The sequence below is a fragment of the Mycolicibacterium boenickei genome (assembly GCF_010731295.1).
In the GTDB taxonomy this organism is placed as follows: Bacteria; Actinomycetota; Actinomycetes; order Mycobacteriales; family Mycobacteriaceae; genus Mycobacterium; species Mycobacterium boenickei.
Map to the genome: position 1 here is coordinate 101,555 of NZ_AP022579.1, position 15,486 is coordinate 117,040.

Sequence of the window (15,486 nt, forward strand, 5' to 3'; positions counted from 1 at the left end):
GCTGCGTCCGGGCCCCGCCTCCCCCTGGCCTACTTGGCGTGGTTGCGCTGGTGGTGGTGATGGGTCGCGGACCCGGGCTGCGGCATGTTGTGCTGGTTCGGGAAGGCCTGGTGCGCGCTGACCGACGGCCCGGTGTTGGCGACGGAAGCGTCGGCGTGAGCGGTGGCGGCGCCAAGGGCGATCAACGCGGGGGCGGCAGCGAGGGTGAGTCCGGCGGCGATGCGGCGGGTGATGGTGGTCATGTCGACTCCTTTGTCGGATAAGGCTTTTGGTGTTTTCTCCGGTGTGTTCCGGCGTTGAAATAAGAATGCGACGGCGCGGCCCGCGGCTGTATCGACCGACCGGCCCATCCACCGGACGAATCCCGTGTCCCCCGATCGGAGGAACGACGCCGTCTATGGCGGGCGCTGGGCTGCGGCTGCGCCGCTTTCCACGCCTGGGTCGCCGCAGCTCGACCATCACGACCCAGGCGTAGGAACGGGCACCAATGCCCGACCGGGCAGTTCGTCGTTTTCCACCCACGGGTCGTCGATCGCGTACACGAGCAGCCGTGGGGTAGAAACCGGCGGCAAGGAGAGGCCGGCGAGGGAACTTCACCCATTGGCCACCAAATTGCCGTCGGGCACACCCCACCTCGCCGTTTAGGATCAGCAAACCGATCCAAGGGGGACTCGATGGGCATCGACCTCAAGGCGGCCGGCGTCGCGCTGAGCGCGGTCCTGCTCGCCGCCTGCACCCCCACCCTCCCCGGCTCCGACGGCCCGCACGTCGACGTCCTTGGCAGCATGATGGCCAGCGAATCCGAGATCAACACCGTGATGAACGCCGAGGTCAGGCCCAAAACCGCGCTGCGCAGCCCGATGACCAACGCCAACTATGAGCCGCTCTCCCGCCCGGAGTGCATCGTCGTCATCGGCAACGGGATGAAGTGGGTGTACGCCGACAGCGGCTACCGGGAATTCCGCGAGACCCAGCTCGCCGACGACCAGGACGACGTCGAGGTCGACCAGGCGATCGCCAGGTTCGACAACCCGAAGGCGGCCGAGGCCATGGTGGCGCGCACCCTCGACATCTGGCGGCGCTGCGGCGACGACACCCTGACCTTCAGCTATGACGGCGGCAAGACGAAGGACGCCCGACGCATGGCCGTCCCGGCCGTGCTCGACGGTGTCGACATCACCCACGACGAACCGCTGGACGTCACCGATCGCGTCACCCACCGCGCGATCCTGGCTGCCGACACCTACGTCATCGACCTGCGGATCAGCGGCTACGACATCACCGACCGTCAGACGGTCCAGCTGGCCAAGATCATCGCGGGCCGCAACGCACTCTGACCGCTTACCCTGGTCTCAGGGGTGAGCATGGTGAGCCACGCTGTGAACCGAAGGACACAAGGGCCACAAACCCTGCGTTCCCGGTGGATCGTGCGCAGCGCCGCCGTCATCACCGACACCCTGTTCGCCGATGTCTCCGAATGGCAACGCCCGGTCGACGACACCTACCCCTACCCGGTGCTCTCGATCCGGGTCAGCGACGGCACCTACCGCGACCGCAATTTCGCGACCAATTACGCCTGGATGCGCGGCGCCTTGGATTCCGGACGGCTGGTGTTCGGCATCGTCTACACCTACTGCCGGCCCAATTGGCAGGCCAATGCCAACACCGTGTGCTCGATGATCGACGCCAACGGCGGCCTGCACCCACGCATTACGCTCATGCTCGATGTCGAGCAGGGCGGCAATCCCCGCGGTGACGGTTCGGACTGGATCAACCGGCTGTACTGGAACCTGGCCGAATACGCCGGTAGCCGCGCCCGCATCATCGGCTACGGCAATGTCGGCGACCTGAACGGCATGTGGCGCACCAAACCCAACGGGATCCGGCTCGTCGTCGCGGCCTACGGCAGCAACCCCGACTATCCCGGCAAGGTCGCCCATCAGTACACCGACGGTCGCGGCTTCAGTCCCGGCCTGCCGCAGGGCGCGCCACCGTTCGGCCGATGCGACATGAATTCCGCCGACGGCCTCAGCCCGGTGCAGTTCGCGTCGGCCTGCGGTATCGCGACGCCGTCGCCGGACGGAACGGACCTGGTGTGACAGCCGACAACGATCGGCCAGTGTAAACCATTGTGCTGCAACTGATTACCCGCAACATCTCGGAAACGTTGACACAACCGACATATCGGCGTGTACTGAAGGTCAGGGCGCGCCACCCGCTGATCGACCGCTTCTCCCCGTTCGACCACAGCTGCGGCACGGGGACCTTGGAAGCAGTGTTCCCTTTAAGGATCCCGGTCAGGTGGGTGGCGCCGCTCCGAACAGCGAACGCCAGCCCGCGTCGGGCAGTGCCAGTTTGAATATCGTCCGCAGAGTCTGCAGGTACTGGCGGGCGAGAGGACCGCTGGTGTAGGGCAGATCGTATTTCTCGCACACACCGCGCACTCGCACACCGACCTCCGCCAAGCGGTTGCTGGGCAGGTCCGGGAACAGGTGGTGCTCGATCTGATAGCACAGGTGTCCACTCGAAAATGCCAGCACCCGACCGGCTTTGAAGTTTGCCGCCCCCAGCATCTGTCGTAGATACCACTCGCCGCGGCTCTCGTCTCGCAGCGTTTCCGGGCCGAACCGCTCCGCCCCGTCGGGGAAATGCCCGCAGAAGATCACCAGGTACGCCCACACGTTACGCAGCACATTGGCACCCAGATTCGCGCCAAGGGTTCGCTTCCAGCGCCGCCCGCTCAGCGCAGGCAAGACGACGAAGTCCTTGGTGAGCTGGCGGCCGATCTTGGCGCGCAACAGTTGTCGTACGGCCTTCTTCCCGTCTTCGGTGTCCGCTCGGTCCCGGGCGGAGTAGAAGTCGTGTAGGGCGATCCCCCACTCGAAGATCATGGCCAACAGCACATTTCGCAGAGGCTGCACCAGATGTTGAGGTTCCCATTGCTGGTCGCGGCTCATCCGGAGGATGCCGAAGCCGAGATCGTCATCTACGCCCAGCACGTTGCTGAACACGTGATGGTGGTAGTTGTGCGAATAGCGCCACTGCGCGGACGGTCCCACCATGTCCCACTCCCAGGTGGCGGAGTGGATCTCAGGGTCGTTCATCCAGTCCCACTGGCCGTGCGACACGTTGTGCGCGATTTCCATGTTCTCAACGGATTTCGCGTAGGCCAGGGCAACCGTTCCGGCCAGCAGGCCGGGCTTCGACCGGGTACCGGCGATCAGCAGCCGGGCCGCCACCTCGAGCCCCCGCTGAAACACGATGACGCGTCGAATATAGGCAGCGTCCCGCGCACCGAGTGATTCCTCGACATCGCGGCGGATGGTGTCGAGCTCGGCTCCGATCGCGTCGACGTCGGCGCGGCTCAACTTCGCGTAAGCAGCAATATCTCTGATAGTCAGTGTTCCCGGTCCGTCTGTGTACGGCGGCATAGTCCGGGCCACCTGGGTGAGAGTGCCTTCAGACTAGGTGCTGCGGTGGATCCTCGCCACAGCACCAGGTAGGACACCGAATGCGCGCCACCGATGGCAGCGAAACCCCCACTCCCGCGGTGCTGCTGTGACCGGTGTGATCAGAGATGCCCGGGCCTGCGCGAGCACTGCGCTGGACCCCTCAGACCGATTACGATCAGCAAACACGGTCAAGGGGGTTTCATGTACGGGCAACGGGCGGCCATCCCCGCCATCGCGGCTATCGCGCTGGCGGGCACTGCACTGAGCGGGTGCGGCACCGAGCAAACCGACGATGACGCCGGCCCGCAGATCGACGTCCTCGGCAGCATGCTGGCCAGCGAATCCGAACTCAACACGATCCTGGTCACCACAGGTTTGCGCGCCAAGACCGCACTGCGCCAGCCCGCCAGGCTCGACGCCGATGAACACGCCTCGCGTCCGGTCTGCCTGGCCGTCATCGGCAATGCCATGGACGAGGTCTACCGGGACAGCGGATTCCGCCAGTTCCGCGAGTCCCTGTTCGCCGACGAGGGCGACGACCTCGAGGTCGACCAGGCCGTCACGGCTTTCGATACCCCCACGGCAGCAAGAACTCTCGTCACTCGCACGGTGGACACCTGGCGACAGTGCGCCGGAGACAACCTCACGATCAGGTACGACAGCAATCGCCAACCGAGCACGTTCGCACTCGGCAACCCGAGCGTCGTCGACGACATCGATGTCACCAACGAGCAGTCACCGACCAGCCCGCAACAGGGCAGCCGCCGCGCGATCGTCGCCGTCGACAACCTCGTCGTCGATGTGCGGATCACCGGAACCAACCTGACCGACGGCCAGGTGGTGCGGCTGGCAAAGGCCATCGCCGGGCGCAACTCGGTCTGAGACGCGAAAACCGTTAGTGGAAAGCGCCATTGATCACCGGCTGGGTGATCATGCCCTTCTCCACACCCCACATGGTGGCGATCGTGCGGTACTCCCCGGTGTCCATCACGTGCTCGAGAGCGAGCCGCAACGACTCGGCCAGACCGGAGCCCTTGGCCACCGGCCAGCCGTAAGGTGCGGAGTCGAACACCTCACCGGCCGGCTCCAACACCGGGCCGCTGAGCTTGATCGCGAATCCCGCGACCGGTGAATCGGCGGCCATGGCGTCGACCTCACCGGCGATCAGTGCGGCCGTCACCTCGTCCTGATGGGTGCGCACCACCTTCTCGACGGGCGGTAGCCCGGCCGCCACGCAGGCGTCGGACTTGGCCGGGATTCCCGTGGTGTCCTGAATCGTGCTGTACGCCACGCCCACTCGCAGCCCGCAGGGAGATCCGGGATCGGCCGACGTTCCCGCCCGCCGGGCCCACAGCGTGCCCGCCTGGAAATAGGTGACGAAGTCCGCGTGCTGCTCACGCTCGGCGGTGTCGGTGATCGAGGACATCCCGACGTGGAAGTTGCCGTCCTGCACCGAGGGCAGGATCCCCTCGAACCCGGTCTCGCGGAAGTCCGGTACCAGGCCCATGGTCCGGGTGACAGCCTTCATCAGATCGATGTCGAACCCGACGATCTGACCGCTGGAATTCTTGAACTCGTTGGGCGCGTAGGGCACGTTCACCCCGATCACCAGTCGCCCGGAGTCGCGGATGTCGGACGGCACGGTCTTGGCGATCGCGTCCACCGCACCCGTCGGCGCCTCCACCGGACCGGACCCGGCCGAACCGACCGCGTTGGCAACCCGATCCGAACCGTCGTCGCGCAGCTGCCACACCCCCACCGCGCCCAGTGCCGCCACCAGAACCGTGGCCCCGACGATCGCGGCCACCTTCTTGGACACCCGCGGCCGGGTCGAAACGCGTTGCGCCGAATGGCGGCCCGACCGCCCGGTGGCTCGGACCGGCACCGCGAGCGCCGCCCGCGCGGCAACCGCCAGGGCCGCGCCCGACTGATACCGCTTGGCCGGTTTCTTGGCCATGCCCTTGGCGATCACCTCATCGAAGGCCGCGAGCCGCGGATCCTTGTCGGACGCTTTCGGCGCCGGTGACACCATGTGCCCGGCGATCTGCTGCTCCAGGCTGTCCCCGGGGTAGGGCCGCACGCCGGTGAGGCATTCGTAGAGCACGCATGCCAACGCATAGATGTCTGAACGCGGATCGGCCTTCCCGCCCTCGAACCGCTCAGGAGCCATGTACGCCAACGTGCCGACCGTGCTGCCCGCGGTGGTGATCCCCACGTCGTCGGCGCAGCGCGCCAACCCGAAATCGATGAGATAGACGAAGTCGTTGTCGGCGATCAGGATGTTCGACGGTTTGACGTCGCGATGCACCAGCCCCACCCGATGGGCGGCGTCCAGCGCCGTGCCCACCTGCTCGACCAGGCTCACCGCGCGCGCCGGATCCATCGGCTTCCCGGAGTTGGCGAGCATCGCGCCGAGGTTGCGGCCCTCGATCAACCGCATGTCCAGGTAGAGCCGGCCGTCGATCTCGCCGTACCCGTGAATCGGCACCACGTGCGGGTCGTTCACTCCGGCCGCGGCGTGCGACTCCTGCCTGAACCGCTCCTGGAACGCCGCGTCCTGGGCCATGTGCGCAGGCAGCACCTTGAGCGCGACGATGCGGTCGGTGTCGGAATCGTAGGCCTGGTAAACCTCGCCCATCCCGCCCCGACCGATCAGCTTCTGCAGCTGATAGTGCCCGAATGGGGTCGAATCCACCGTTCAACTCCTCCGGAGCGGCCAATTCGGCGTCGGCATGTCGATCGAAGTTACATCACGTCTGCCGCATGTGTTCGGTCTAGATCACATCGGGTGAGCAAAAATTGTCGCTCGCGGTGACGCGTGAGACCGATGTGAATTCGTAACGGTCCAGATCGCCACCAAATGCCGATATCGGGGTCCGATCCCGCTACCTTGGTCGCGGGCTTGGATAGCGAGTCTTGGTAACGGGCCAGGAAGGGGGAACATGCGCGTTGACGGACGGGACATCACCGTCACCGGCAGCCTCCTGCAACCGCCGACCCGGCGCACCAACGACATCCTGCGTCTGATCCTGGCCGCGATCTTCCTGGCCACCGTCATCACCAGCTCGCTGATCACCCGCTACGAATGGGTCGCGCTGGAGCGCTCGATCTCCGAGATCGTCGGTGTGCTGACGCCCACCCAGTCCAATCTGGTGTACCTGGCGTACGGCATCGCGATCCTCGCGCTGCCGTTCGTGATCCTGGTCAGCCTGGTGCTCGGGCGGCAATGGAAACTGTTGGGCGCCTACGCCGCTGCCGCGCTGATCACCATGCTGTCGTTGTCGATCACCGCCAACGGCATCGCCGCCCCGAAGTGGCATTTCGATCTCTCGGACCGGCTCAGCTCCCAGCTCTCGCAGTTCCTCGACGACCCGCGCTGGATCGGCATGCTCGCCGCGGTGCTCACCGTTTCCGGGCCGTGGCTGTCACGCCGGCTGCGCCGCTGGTGGTGGACGCTGCTGCTGGCGTTCGTGCCGATCCACCTGGTGGTCAGCGCCGTTGTGCCGGCGCGCTCACTGCTGGGTCTGACCGCGGGCTGGTTCGTCGGCGCCCTGGTGGTGTGGCTGGTCGGCACCCCCGCCCTGGAAGTCCCGCTCGACGGCGCCGTGCGCGCCCTCGCCCGGCGCGGGTTCGTCGTGTCGGCGTTCACCGTGGTCCGCCCGGCCGGTGCCGGCCCGCTGACGCTCACCGCGCAGTCACCCGATCCCGACTCCAGCGCTGTCGTCGAGCTCTACGGCCCCAACCAGCAGAGCGGCGGCGCGGTGCGGCAGGTATGGCGCAAACTGCGGCTGCGCTCCAACGAGACCGCACCCCTGCAGACCTCGATGCGCCGTGCCGTCGAGCACCGGGCCCTGATGGCGATCGCGATCGGCGACCTCGGTCTGGCGAGTACGTCGACCATGTCGGTAGCGGCCCTCGACCGCGGCTGGACGCTGTACGCGCACAACCGCAAACGCGGCATCCCACTGGACCAGAGCACCGACGAAACCACCGTCGGGCGCGTGTGGAACGCGCTGCGCACCCTGCACGACCACCAGATCTCCCACGGTGACCTGCGCAGCAAGGAGATCACCGTCGACGACGGCGCGGTGCTGTTCGGTGGGTTCGGCAGCGCTGAGTACGGCGCCACCGACGCGCAATTGCAGTCCGATATCGCGCAACTGCTCGTCACCACCACGGCGCTGTACGACCCGAAGTCGGCGGTCACCGCGGCCATCGACGCGTTCGGCCGTGACACCGTGCTCACCGCGTCACGACGGCTGACCAAGGCCGCGGTGCCGGCCCGGGTGCGCGCGGAGATTCCCGACGCCAAAGAAGTGATGACCGCCGCCCGCGACGAGGTCAAACGCCAGACCGGCGCCGACCAGATCCAGGCCGAGACCATCACCCGGTTCACCCGCACCCAGGTGATCCAGCTGGTGCTGCTGGTGGCGCTGGTCTATGTGGCCTACCCGTTCATCAGCACGGTGCCGACGTTCTTCTCCGAGCTGCGCACCGTGGACTGGTCGTGGGCGCTGCTCGGGCTGACCGTCTCGGCGCTGACGTACGTGGGTGCGGCGGCCGCGCTGTGGGCGTGCGCCGACGGGCTGGTGAGTTTCCGCAACCTCTCGATCATGCAGGTGGCCAACACCTTTGCCGCCACCACCACACCCGCCGGCGTCGGCGGCCTGGCCCTGAGCACCCGGTTCCTGCAGAAGGGCGGGCTGAGCACAGCGCGCGCCACCGCAGCGGTGGCCCTGCAGCAGTCGGTGCAGGTGATCGTGCACGTGATCCTGCTGATCCTGTTCAGCACCATGGCCGGGGCCTCCGCGGACCTGTCGCACTTCGTGCCGAGCTCCACGATCCTGTACCTGATCGCCGGGCTCGCGCTCGGACTGATCGGGGCGTTTCTGGCCGTGCCCAAGCTGCGGCGCTGGCTGTCCTCCTCGCTGCGCCCCAAGCTTCAGGAGGTCGGCGACGACCTGATCAAACTGGCCCGCGAACCGCAACGGCTGGCGCTGATCGTGCTGGGCGCCGCGGGCACCACCCTCGGTGCGGCCCTGGCCCTGTGGGCCAGCGTCGAGGCATTCGGCGGAACCACCTCCTTCGTCACCGTCACCGTCGTCACCATGGTCGGCGGCACCCTGGCCTCGGCGGCGCCCACCCCGGGCGGTGTGGGCGCGGTCGAGGCGGCCCTGATCGGTGGTCTGGCCGCGTTCGGCGTGCCGGCCGGAATCGGGGTGCCCGCGGTACTGCTCTACCGGGTGCTGACCTGCTGGTTGCCGGTGTTCATCGGCTGGCCGGTGATGCGCTGGCTCACGAAGAACGACATGATCTGAGGCGCGTTTCGGCGTGTCCCGGCCGGCGTGTCCCGGCCGGCGGGCGGGTGCCGAGTTGCCCGGCTGTGAGCGACAACTCAGCGACAATCGGCACATTCGTACCGTGAGCACCAGATGCCACAAGCGCGAAATGAACTTGCGTCACTCCGATGCACATGAGCCTCGTGGGTCACGGAATTGGGAGTGCCCGCCTATGAGCGACAGTGTCGCTAGTAGGCGGGCACTGGACGCATGAGGTAAGTGAGCCCACTGGTACTGAAGTTTCAATGAAGCACAGCGACAACGGGTTTGGCGATAACCATGTGGCTGATGTGGCATTTGTCGCTGAATAGTCGCTGACAGGCGGGCAACTCGACACTCGCCGGAAATTCTCGCACCCAGCCCTCCCGGCGACGTCCCACGCAGTGGCGAACGCGACCGCGAGCAAAGTTCTGAGAATGAATTCCGGACAATCCGTGCATCCGGCAATCCCGATCAGGTGCCATGATGATGTGTCATGGACGGCGCCGATCCCACTGAGCTGATCCGCCATGCCGACTCCGCGCTTGCCGGTGTCGGCAAACTCCGTGCCGAGATCGCCGACCGTATCCGCGCCCGCACCGACGAGGTGGTGACGCAGACCCTGCGGTCGGCGCCGCTGCAGCACCTGCGCCCCTATCTGGCACGCGGCGCCCGCCTCGGCGGGCTGGCGAACTCCGACTACCGCACGGTCGCCGATGTCCACTCGGTGCCGGCCCGGCTGTTGACCCAGGTGCCCGGCGTCGACATCGAGGCCGCGCAAGCGGTGCAGGCCGCCGCCCAGGCCATGTCCGACCACATCCGCACCACCACCCGGCCCCGGCTGCGGTCCGGCGAGGACACCGAACTGCTGTCCTCGCTGCTGACGCTGACCGAGGCCGAAGTACCGGTCAAGCAGTTGCGCCGGCTGATGCCACGGCTGCGCAGCCACACCGCCTCGGACCAGCTGCGCGAATCGGTACGCGGGCTGCTCGACCGCATCGACGACGCCCACCACCACGACGGCGACGTGTGGGCACACTACCGCGCCGACCCCCGCCCCATTGACCAACTTCTGAGCGAATTCGCCTCCGGGACAACCGATGTGGATGCGGCCCAGGGATTTGTCGGAGCCGAGGTGGCCGCGCTGGTCGAGCAGACCGCGCTGAACCGCACCCTGCTGCGCACCGAGCTTCGCGGGTATCAGGAATTCGGTGCCCGCTACGCGCTGGCCCGGGAGCGAGTGCTGCTGTGCGACGACCTGGGGCTGGGCAAAACCCTGCAGGCCCTCGCAGTCGCGGCGCACCTGGCAGCCGCAGCGCAACTGCGCCACACCCTGGTGGTGTGCCAGCCCAACACCGGAATCCATTGGGCCGCAGAGACAGCCAAACACACCGCGCTGCGGTCGGTCGAGATCCGCGGCAGTGAACGCGAAGCGCGCCTTGAGAATTGGAAGGCCTCCGGCGGCGTGGCCATCGTCTCCTACGACACCCTGCAGCGCATCAAACTGCCCGAACGCCCCACGCTGGTCATCGTCGACGAGGCACACCTGCTGCGGGACCCGAAATCCGACCGGTCCCGGGCCGTCCGCAACGTGCTGACCTCCGACAACCGGGTGCTGTTCCTTTCCGGCGTACCGATGCACCAGCGGATCGGCGGTTTTCGTCATCTCGCAGACTTCCTGCAACCCGACGTCGCAGGCAAGGTGGCACCCAACGCGGGCGACCGCGGATCGATCGCCTTCCGCCGCGCGGTGGACCGCGTGTACCTGCGACGGGACTACCGCGACGTGGTCGACGAACTGCCGGTGCGGATCGCCGCCGAGGAGTGGGTGCGGCTCAGCCGCGCCGACCGTGAGCGCTATCGACAGTCCGTCTCCAGCGGAAACTTCAGCGCGATCCGGCAGGGGGCTTGGCCGTCGGGCGCACCGACACCGGCCGCCAAGCTGGACCGCCTCATCGAACTCACCAACGAGGCCCACATCAACGGGGCCAGGGTGGTGGTGTTCTCACACTTTCCGGCAGTACTCGACGTGATCCGGAAGGCGTTGCCGGGCAACATCTTCGGCCCGGTGGACGCATCGGTACCCGACCAGCAGGCCGTCGTCGACGCCTTCGCGACCGACCGTGGCCCGGCCACCCTGCTGGCCCACATCGGTGCAGGCGCCCTGGATCTGCGCCGGCTGGACGACCCGGTGGTGTTCATCATCGCCGAGCCCCAGTGGCAGCCGCGCACGGAGCGGCAGGTGGTCGGACGCACCCAGCGGCTCAGCGAACTGCACACCGTGCGGGTGTACCGGCTGCTGGCCAGGGGCACCGTCGACGAGCCGATCCGTCGCCTGGCGCAACATCCCGACCAGGCCCCACCACATCAGGACGAAGTGGTGCGGGCCGAGCAGGCCCGGCTGGCCCGGGCCGGGCTGACCGCCAAATTCAGTGGAACCGGTTGATGATCGGGATGCGCTCGATGATGCGGTCCCGCAACCGCGGCTGCGGGTAGGTCACCGGCGGAGGAACGTACGGCGGCGGTGCATAGACCGGCGCGGGCGGCGGTGTGTACGCCGGCGCCGGCGCGGGCGGAACGTAGGCGGGCGCAGGTTCGGGGGCCGGTGCCGCGGGGGCCGGCGGGACCTGGGCGGGCGGCTGGTGCGCCGGCGGATTGGCCGCCTCGACCGCGCGAGCCGGTGGCGGAGCGGCGGGAGACGGCGGAGGAGCCGCGGGGGCAGGTTTGGCGGCGGGCTTGTCGACCGGCTTCTGCACCGGTTTCGGGGCAGGCCCCGCCTCGGGCGCCGATTCCTTGATGCTCGCGACCTGCGCGGTTTCCGACACCGCTCCGGGGTGCAGATGCAGCCCGATGGCGGCCGAGCTCGCCACGACCAGCGTCACCAGGGCTCCGCCGACGACGGACGACAACGCACCGACCTTGGTCCAGTGCACCTTCTTGGCCGGTGTCGCAACGGTATTCACCGCGAGCGCCGCGGCGAGCCCGGCCCCGCGCGCGAAGGCCAGGTCGGATTCGGCCGCGGTGATCACCTGAGCCGGCAGCGACTCGGCCAGCTCGGCCACCACCGGGCCGTGGGCGTCGGAGCCCAGGATGAACATGGCACTGATCGGTCTGCCGGTGAGCGCCAGCAACCCGGTGATGTCGGTGACGAAGGTGTCGGACCGCTCGATGCGATCGGCGCTGACGTCGTCAGGGGTCACGATCGCCACGACGGCCGCGTCGGGTTCGACGATGCACACCGCGATGTCGTCATGCTCGGTGATCTCGGCGATGCCACTGGCCAGCATGCCTGCCGCCTCGATCTCCGAGACCGCGAAGACATTGCCGTAGCCGCGGTTGTCCAGCGACTGCATGATGCGACCGGCCAGCGGCGCGGCATCATTCGTCCACGTCACGCCGATGGCATGGATGCGGTGACCGCCGTCGAGTTCGGAGTCGTCCACCAAGCCCCGCAACAGGCCGTCGGGGTCATAGCCGGCGGCATCCTCGAACGAGATTGCGCCGCGATCGACCGGACGCCCCTCGCCCGTGGTGCCTTCGACGAGCACCCACCGAACGGCTCTCGAAGTCATCGCGAGGCCGAGCACGAGATCCATACCGATCCCCCGATCTGCCTAGTCAGTCGTTAATCAGGTTACCGGTGTGACGGCGCTTACACGTGGGTGCGCCGATCTATGCGCAAACTCTTACGGCCTCTTACGGCCCGCATAGGGACCGCACTCATGCGGCGCACACCATAAGCTCGCTGCACATGAGGTACCTCGCTGCCGTCCTGGCCACCACGTCCGCGCTCGCGGGGTGTGCCGTCGCGGGCAAGCCCACCATGGCCCCGGTGACGGAAGAATGGCGGCAGGCCGTCACCGACGCAGTCGCCGGTCTCGGCACGCAGATGGGTCCGATCGCCAACGCGATGGTGACCGCCAATCACCAGACCGATTTCGGCGCCCTGCACAGTGCATGCAACGACCTGCGCAACTATGTCGACTCGGTCCGGAACAAGGTCCTGCCCGGGCCCGACGTCCAGGTCAACTCCTCGCTGCGGGAGGGCCTGGACGGCTATCGGAGCATGGCCGATCAGTGCGTGGTGTTGACCCCAGAGAACAGCGAAGCGCGGCTGGGCAAGTTCGAGGCCACCATGGACGAGGCCCACCTGCACATCATGGACGCACTCAAGGAGCTCGGCGTCGATATCCCGAAGCGCTGACACTGGCGCGGCTACCACACACGACCACTTCTCGTACTCCTATCCAGAGACCCGATAAGTGACGGAGACCTCAGCCAGTTAATTAGGTTTCCGTAGCGATTGTGTTCAAGAATTGTTTACCGTGTCGTTACAGTTTCTCCTGCTGTGCATTGTCGTCTTCACCGCGTTGATGTTCGATTTCACCAACGGTTTTCACGACACCGGCAATGCGATGGCGACGTCGATCGCCAGCGGAGCACTCAAACCACGCACTGCCGTGGCGCTGTCGGCGCTGCTGAATCTGGTCGGCGCATTTCTGTCCACCGCAGTGGCCGCGACGATCGCCAAGGGGCTTGTCGACGCGGACCTGGTCACCCTGGAATTGGTGTTCGCCGGGCTCGTCGGCAGCATCCTGTGGAACCTGCTCACCTGGCTGATGGGTATCCCGTCCAGCTCGTCGCACGCCCTCATCGGCGGCATCGTCGGCGCGATGATCGCCGCCGTCGGTGGCCACGGCGTGATCTGGCACGGCGTCGTCTCGACCGTCATCGTGCCCGCGGTGTTGTCACCACTGATCGCAGGTCTGGTGGCCTGCATCGCCAGTTGGCTGGTCTACCGGCTGATCCGCGGCCTGCCCAAGGACCGCACCATCGCCGCCTTCCGGTACGGACAGATCGGCTCGGCCTCCCTGATCTCACTGGCGCACGGCACGAACGACGCCCAGAAGACCATGGGCATCATCTTTCTCGCCCTGATCTCGTACGGCGCTGTCGACGAGTCGGCGACCATGCCGCCGTTCTGGGTGATCGCGGCCTGCGCCGTCGCCATCGCCCTCGGCACCCTCTCGGGTGGCTGGCGGGTCATCCGCACCCTGGGCAAGGGACTGGTCGACACCGAGGCGCCGCAGGGCATGGCCGCCGAAGTCTCCTCGGCGGCAACCATCCTGCTCTCCAGCCACTTCGGCTACTCGCTGTCCACGACACACGTCGCGACCGGGTCCATCCTCGGCAGCGGCCTCGGCCGGCGCACCGAGGTGCGCTGGGGCGTCGCCCGCAACATGGCCACCGCCTGGCTGATCACGCTGCCGGCCGCGGGCCTGGTCGGCGCACTCACCTACGTCCTCGTGCACGGAATCGGCGGCTTCGCCGGACCGCTGATCGGTTTCGTCGCGCTGATCGCCTCCACGGTGCCCATCTGGCTCAAGTCGCGTAAGCCGCCGATCGACCACAAGAACGTCAACGACGCGTGGCAGGGCAGCCTCACCGCGGTCGAGAGCAAGTAGGGACGGGGCCCCACATGAACGAGTGGATCAATCTCGCAGCCGTCGGCAAGATCCTGCTGTTCGGCCTGGCGGTGGGCGCATCCGTGCCGACCCTGTTCGCGATCGGCGTGCGCCTGCACATCGCCGCCGGTGTCGCCGATGGCCCGTCAGACGGCGGCCGCCGGCGTCTGCTGACCGGCCTGAGCCGGCTGATGTTCGCGTTGGTGCTGATCGTGGTGGTCACGGGCGTGCTGTTCATCGCCAACAACTTCATCGGCCATCACACCGGCGTGTACCTGTTCAACAGTAACGCGCACTGAGCCCTGATCGTCCGCTCAGGCCAGTGGCGCGACAGGCGCCGGTGAGGACGGAGTCGGCGATGCCGGCGTCGGCGCCGGAGGGCTCTGCGCCGGGGCCGGACCGGGAAGGTTCTGCGGGGCCGGGCCCATGTGCTGGGCGGGCTGGGCGGTCTGCGCCGCCGGCTGGGCAGGCTGGACCCGCGAGGGCTGCGACGGGCCCGCGCCCGCCAGCAATGCCGGCGGACCGGGCTGGGGCGCCTGTTGCGCCCAAGCGTCCTGGAGCTTGCTCGCCGCGAACGCGGCGCCCTGATTCACCAGGCCGGCTTCCGCGTACTGCGTGTGAATACCGAAGCTTCTGCCCTGCGGGTCGCACACCAGATCGTTGTCCACACAGAGATCGATGGCTTTGGCCGTGTAACTCGGCCCGACGACGACCGAAGGATTGTTGAGCACCTTCATGAATCGCGGCGACGGCTTGCCGAACAACGCGACCGCGGCGACATGGTCAGCAACGTCGGGCGGCATCGGCGCAGGCACACTGTCCGGTGAAATCCCGTCCGGCACAACGCTCGCAGTTACGAAGCCGATGACTGCCGCACCTTGAGAGAATCCGCCGAGCACCATCTTGGTATCGGGGCAATTGGCAGCCATGGTCATGATGCGCGCCCGCGCATCGGCGATGCCCTGGACGGCAGTTGGGAAGTCGGTGGTCGCCGGGTAATCGACGGGGTAGACCTCCACCGCCTTCGGCGCGACGTTGGCGCGCAACGAGTTAACGAACGCTTCGCCGGTATCGCCTACGCCAGGCGCTTCCATCGTGCCGCGGGCGAATATCACCTCGGCATCCGGACACGGTGCCGCATCGGCGGACGGCATCGTCACATTGCCCATCACGGAAGCCGCCCCCGCCATGACGGCAACCAAACCGGCACTTCCGAGTTTCCCCACTAATTCACTGTGGCACAGCACAGCA

13 protein-coding genes are annotated in these 15,486 nt (G+C 67.3%); 8 read left to right on the forward strand and 5 right to left on the reverse strand.

The window, feature by feature from the left end:
- Nucleotides 1–29: 29 nt before the first annotated feature.
- Nucleotides 30–242, reverse strand: a complete 213-nt coding sequence (locus tag G6N57_RS00425; RefSeq protein WP_077742375.1) for a hypothetical protein — start codon at nt 240–242, stop codon at nt 30–32.
- A 432-nt stretch (nt 243–674) separates the two neighbouring features.
- Here G6N57_RS00425 and G6N57_RS00430 point away from each other — a divergent pair, with 432 nt between their 5' ends.
- Both G6N57_RS00430 and G6N57_RS00435 read left to right on the forward strand, forming a co-directional pair.
- Nucleotides 675–1,337, forward strand: a complete 663-nt coding sequence (locus G6N57_RS00430; RefSeq protein ID WP_077742376.1) for a sensor domain-containing protein — start codon at nt 675–677, stop codon at nt 1,335–1,337.
- 90 nt (nt 1,338–1,427) lie between these two features.
- Nucleotides 1,428–2,099 carry a glycoside hydrolase family 25 domain-containing protein gene (locus G6N57_RS00435; protein ID WP_407665958.1) on the forward strand — a complete coding sequence of 224 codons (672 nt, stop codon included), beginning with the start codon at nt 1,428–1,430 and terminating at the stop codon, nt 2,097–2,099.
- A 198-nt stretch (nt 2,100–2,297) separates the two neighbouring features.
- Here G6N57_RS00435 and G6N57_RS00440 read toward each other — a convergent pair whose 3' ends face one another.
- The gene (locus tag G6N57_RS00440; protein WP_077742655.1) at nt 2,298–3,401 is read right to left on the reverse strand and encodes a fatty acid desaturase family protein; all 1,104 of its coding nucleotides are present in this window, start codon (nt 3,399–3,401) and stop codon (nt 2,298–2,300) included.
- A gap of 252 nt (nt 3,402–3,653) precedes the next feature.
- Here G6N57_RS00440 and G6N57_RS00445 point away from each other — a divergent pair, with 252 nt between their 5' ends.
- A complete protein-coding gene (locus G6N57_RS00445) occupies nt 3,654–4,334 on the forward strand; it encodes a sensor domain-containing protein (RefSeq protein ID WP_077742377.1) in 681 nt (226 codons plus the stop codon).
- A gap of 13 nt (nt 4,335–4,347) precedes the next feature.
- Here the strand turns inward: G6N57_RS00445 and stpK7 are convergent, their stop codons facing one another.
- Entirely contained in the window at nt 4,348–6,147 is a 1,800-nt protein-coding gene (gene stpK7 / locus G6N57_RS00450) for a serine/threonine protein kinase StpK7 (protein WP_097926239.1), read from the reverse strand.
- A gap of 247 nt (nt 6,148–6,394) precedes the next feature.
- Between stpK7 and G6N57_RS00455 the strand changes: the two genes are divergently transcribed.
- Both G6N57_RS00455 and G6N57_RS00460 read left to right on the forward strand, forming a co-directional pair.
- Entirely contained in the window at nt 6,395–8,770 is a 2,376-nt protein-coding gene (locus G6N57_RS00455; protein WP_077742378.1) for a lysylphosphatidylglycerol synthase transmembrane domain-containing protein, read from the forward strand.
- 496 nt (nt 8,771–9,266) lie between these two features.
- On the forward strand, nt 9,267–11,216 hold the full coding sequence (locus G6N57_RS00460; protein WP_077742379.1) for an SNF2-related protein: 1,950 nt from the start codon (nt 9,267–9,269) through the stop codon (nt 11,214–11,216).
- Here the strand turns inward: G6N57_RS00460 and G6N57_RS00465 are convergent.
- Nucleotides 11,200–12,366: a DUF7159 family protein gene (locus tag G6N57_RS00465; protein WP_163646570.1), complete on the reverse strand. Its 1,167-nt coding sequence runs from the start codon at nt 12,364–12,366 to the stop codon at nt 11,200–11,202. The two genes, G6N57_RS00460 and G6N57_RS00465, sit on opposite strands and share 17 nt — an antisense overlap.
- 155 nt (nt 12,367–12,521) lie before the next feature.
- Here G6N57_RS00465 and G6N57_RS00470 point away from each other — a divergent pair, with 155 nt between their 5' ends.
- From G6N57_RS00470 to G6N57_RS00480, 3 genes are all read left to right on the forward strand, one after another.
- On the forward strand, nt 12,522–12,974 hold the full coding sequence (locus tag G6N57_RS00470) for a hypothetical protein (protein ID WP_077742381.1): 453 nt from the start codon (nt 12,522–12,524) through the stop codon (nt 12,972–12,974).
- 121 nt (nt 12,975–13,095) lie between these two features.
- On the forward strand, nt 13,096–14,235 hold the full coding sequence (locus G6N57_RS00475; protein WP_077742382.1) for an inorganic phosphate transporter: 1,140 nt from the start codon (nt 13,096–13,098) through the stop codon (nt 14,233–14,235).
- Between the two features lie 14 nt (nt 14,236–14,249).
- A complete protein-coding gene (locus G6N57_RS00480) occupies nt 14,250–14,534 on the forward strand; it encodes a hypothetical protein (RefSeq protein WP_077742383.1) in 285 nt (94 codons plus the stop codon).
- Between the two features lie 15 nt (nt 14,535–14,549).
- Here G6N57_RS00480 and G6N57_RS00485 read toward each other — a convergent pair whose 3' ends face one another.
- Nucleotides 14,550–15,425 carry a cutinase family protein gene (locus tag G6N57_RS00485; protein ID WP_097925909.1) on the reverse strand — a complete coding sequence of 292 codons (876 nt, stop codon included), beginning with the start codon at nt 15,423–15,425 and terminating at the stop codon, nt 14,550–14,552.
- Nucleotides 15,426–15,486: the final 61 nt, after the last annotated feature.

Coding starts and splice junctions, on each gene's coding strand:
- G6N57_RS00425 (WP_077742375.1), bottom strand. CDS start 242: ATGACCACCATCACCCGCCGCATCGCCGCCGGACTCACCCTCGCTGCC.
- G6N57_RS00430 (WP_077742376.1), top strand. CDS start 675: ATGGGCATCGACCTCAAGGCGGCCGGCGTCGCGCTGAGCGCGGTCCTG.
- G6N57_RS00445 (WP_077742377.1), top strand. CDS start 3,654: ATGTACGGGCAACGGGCGGCCATCCCCGCCATCGCGGCTATCGCGCTG.
- G6N57_RS00455 (WP_077742378.1), top strand. CDS start 6,395: ATGCGCGTTGACGGACGGGACATCACCGTCACCGGCAGCCTCCTGCAA.
- G6N57_RS00460 (WP_077742379.1), top strand. CDS start 9,267: ATGGACGGCGCCGATCCCACTGAGCTGATCCGCCATGCCGACTCCGCG.
- G6N57_RS00465 (WP_163646570.1), bottom strand. CDS start 12,366: ATGGATCTCGTGCTCGGCCTCGCGATGACTTCGAGAGCCGTTCGGTGG.
- G6N57_RS00470 (WP_077742381.1), top strand. CDS start 12,522: ATGAGGTACCTCGCTGCCGTCCTGGCCACCACGTCCGCGCTCGCGGGG.
- G6N57_RS00480 (WP_077742383.1), top strand. CDS start 14,250: ATGAACGAGTGGATCAATCTCGCAGCCGTCGGCAAGATCCTGCTGTTC.
- G6N57_RS00485 (WP_097925909.1), bottom strand. CDS start 15,425: ATGGCGGGGGCGGCTTCCGTGATGGGCAATGTGACGATGCCGTCCGCC.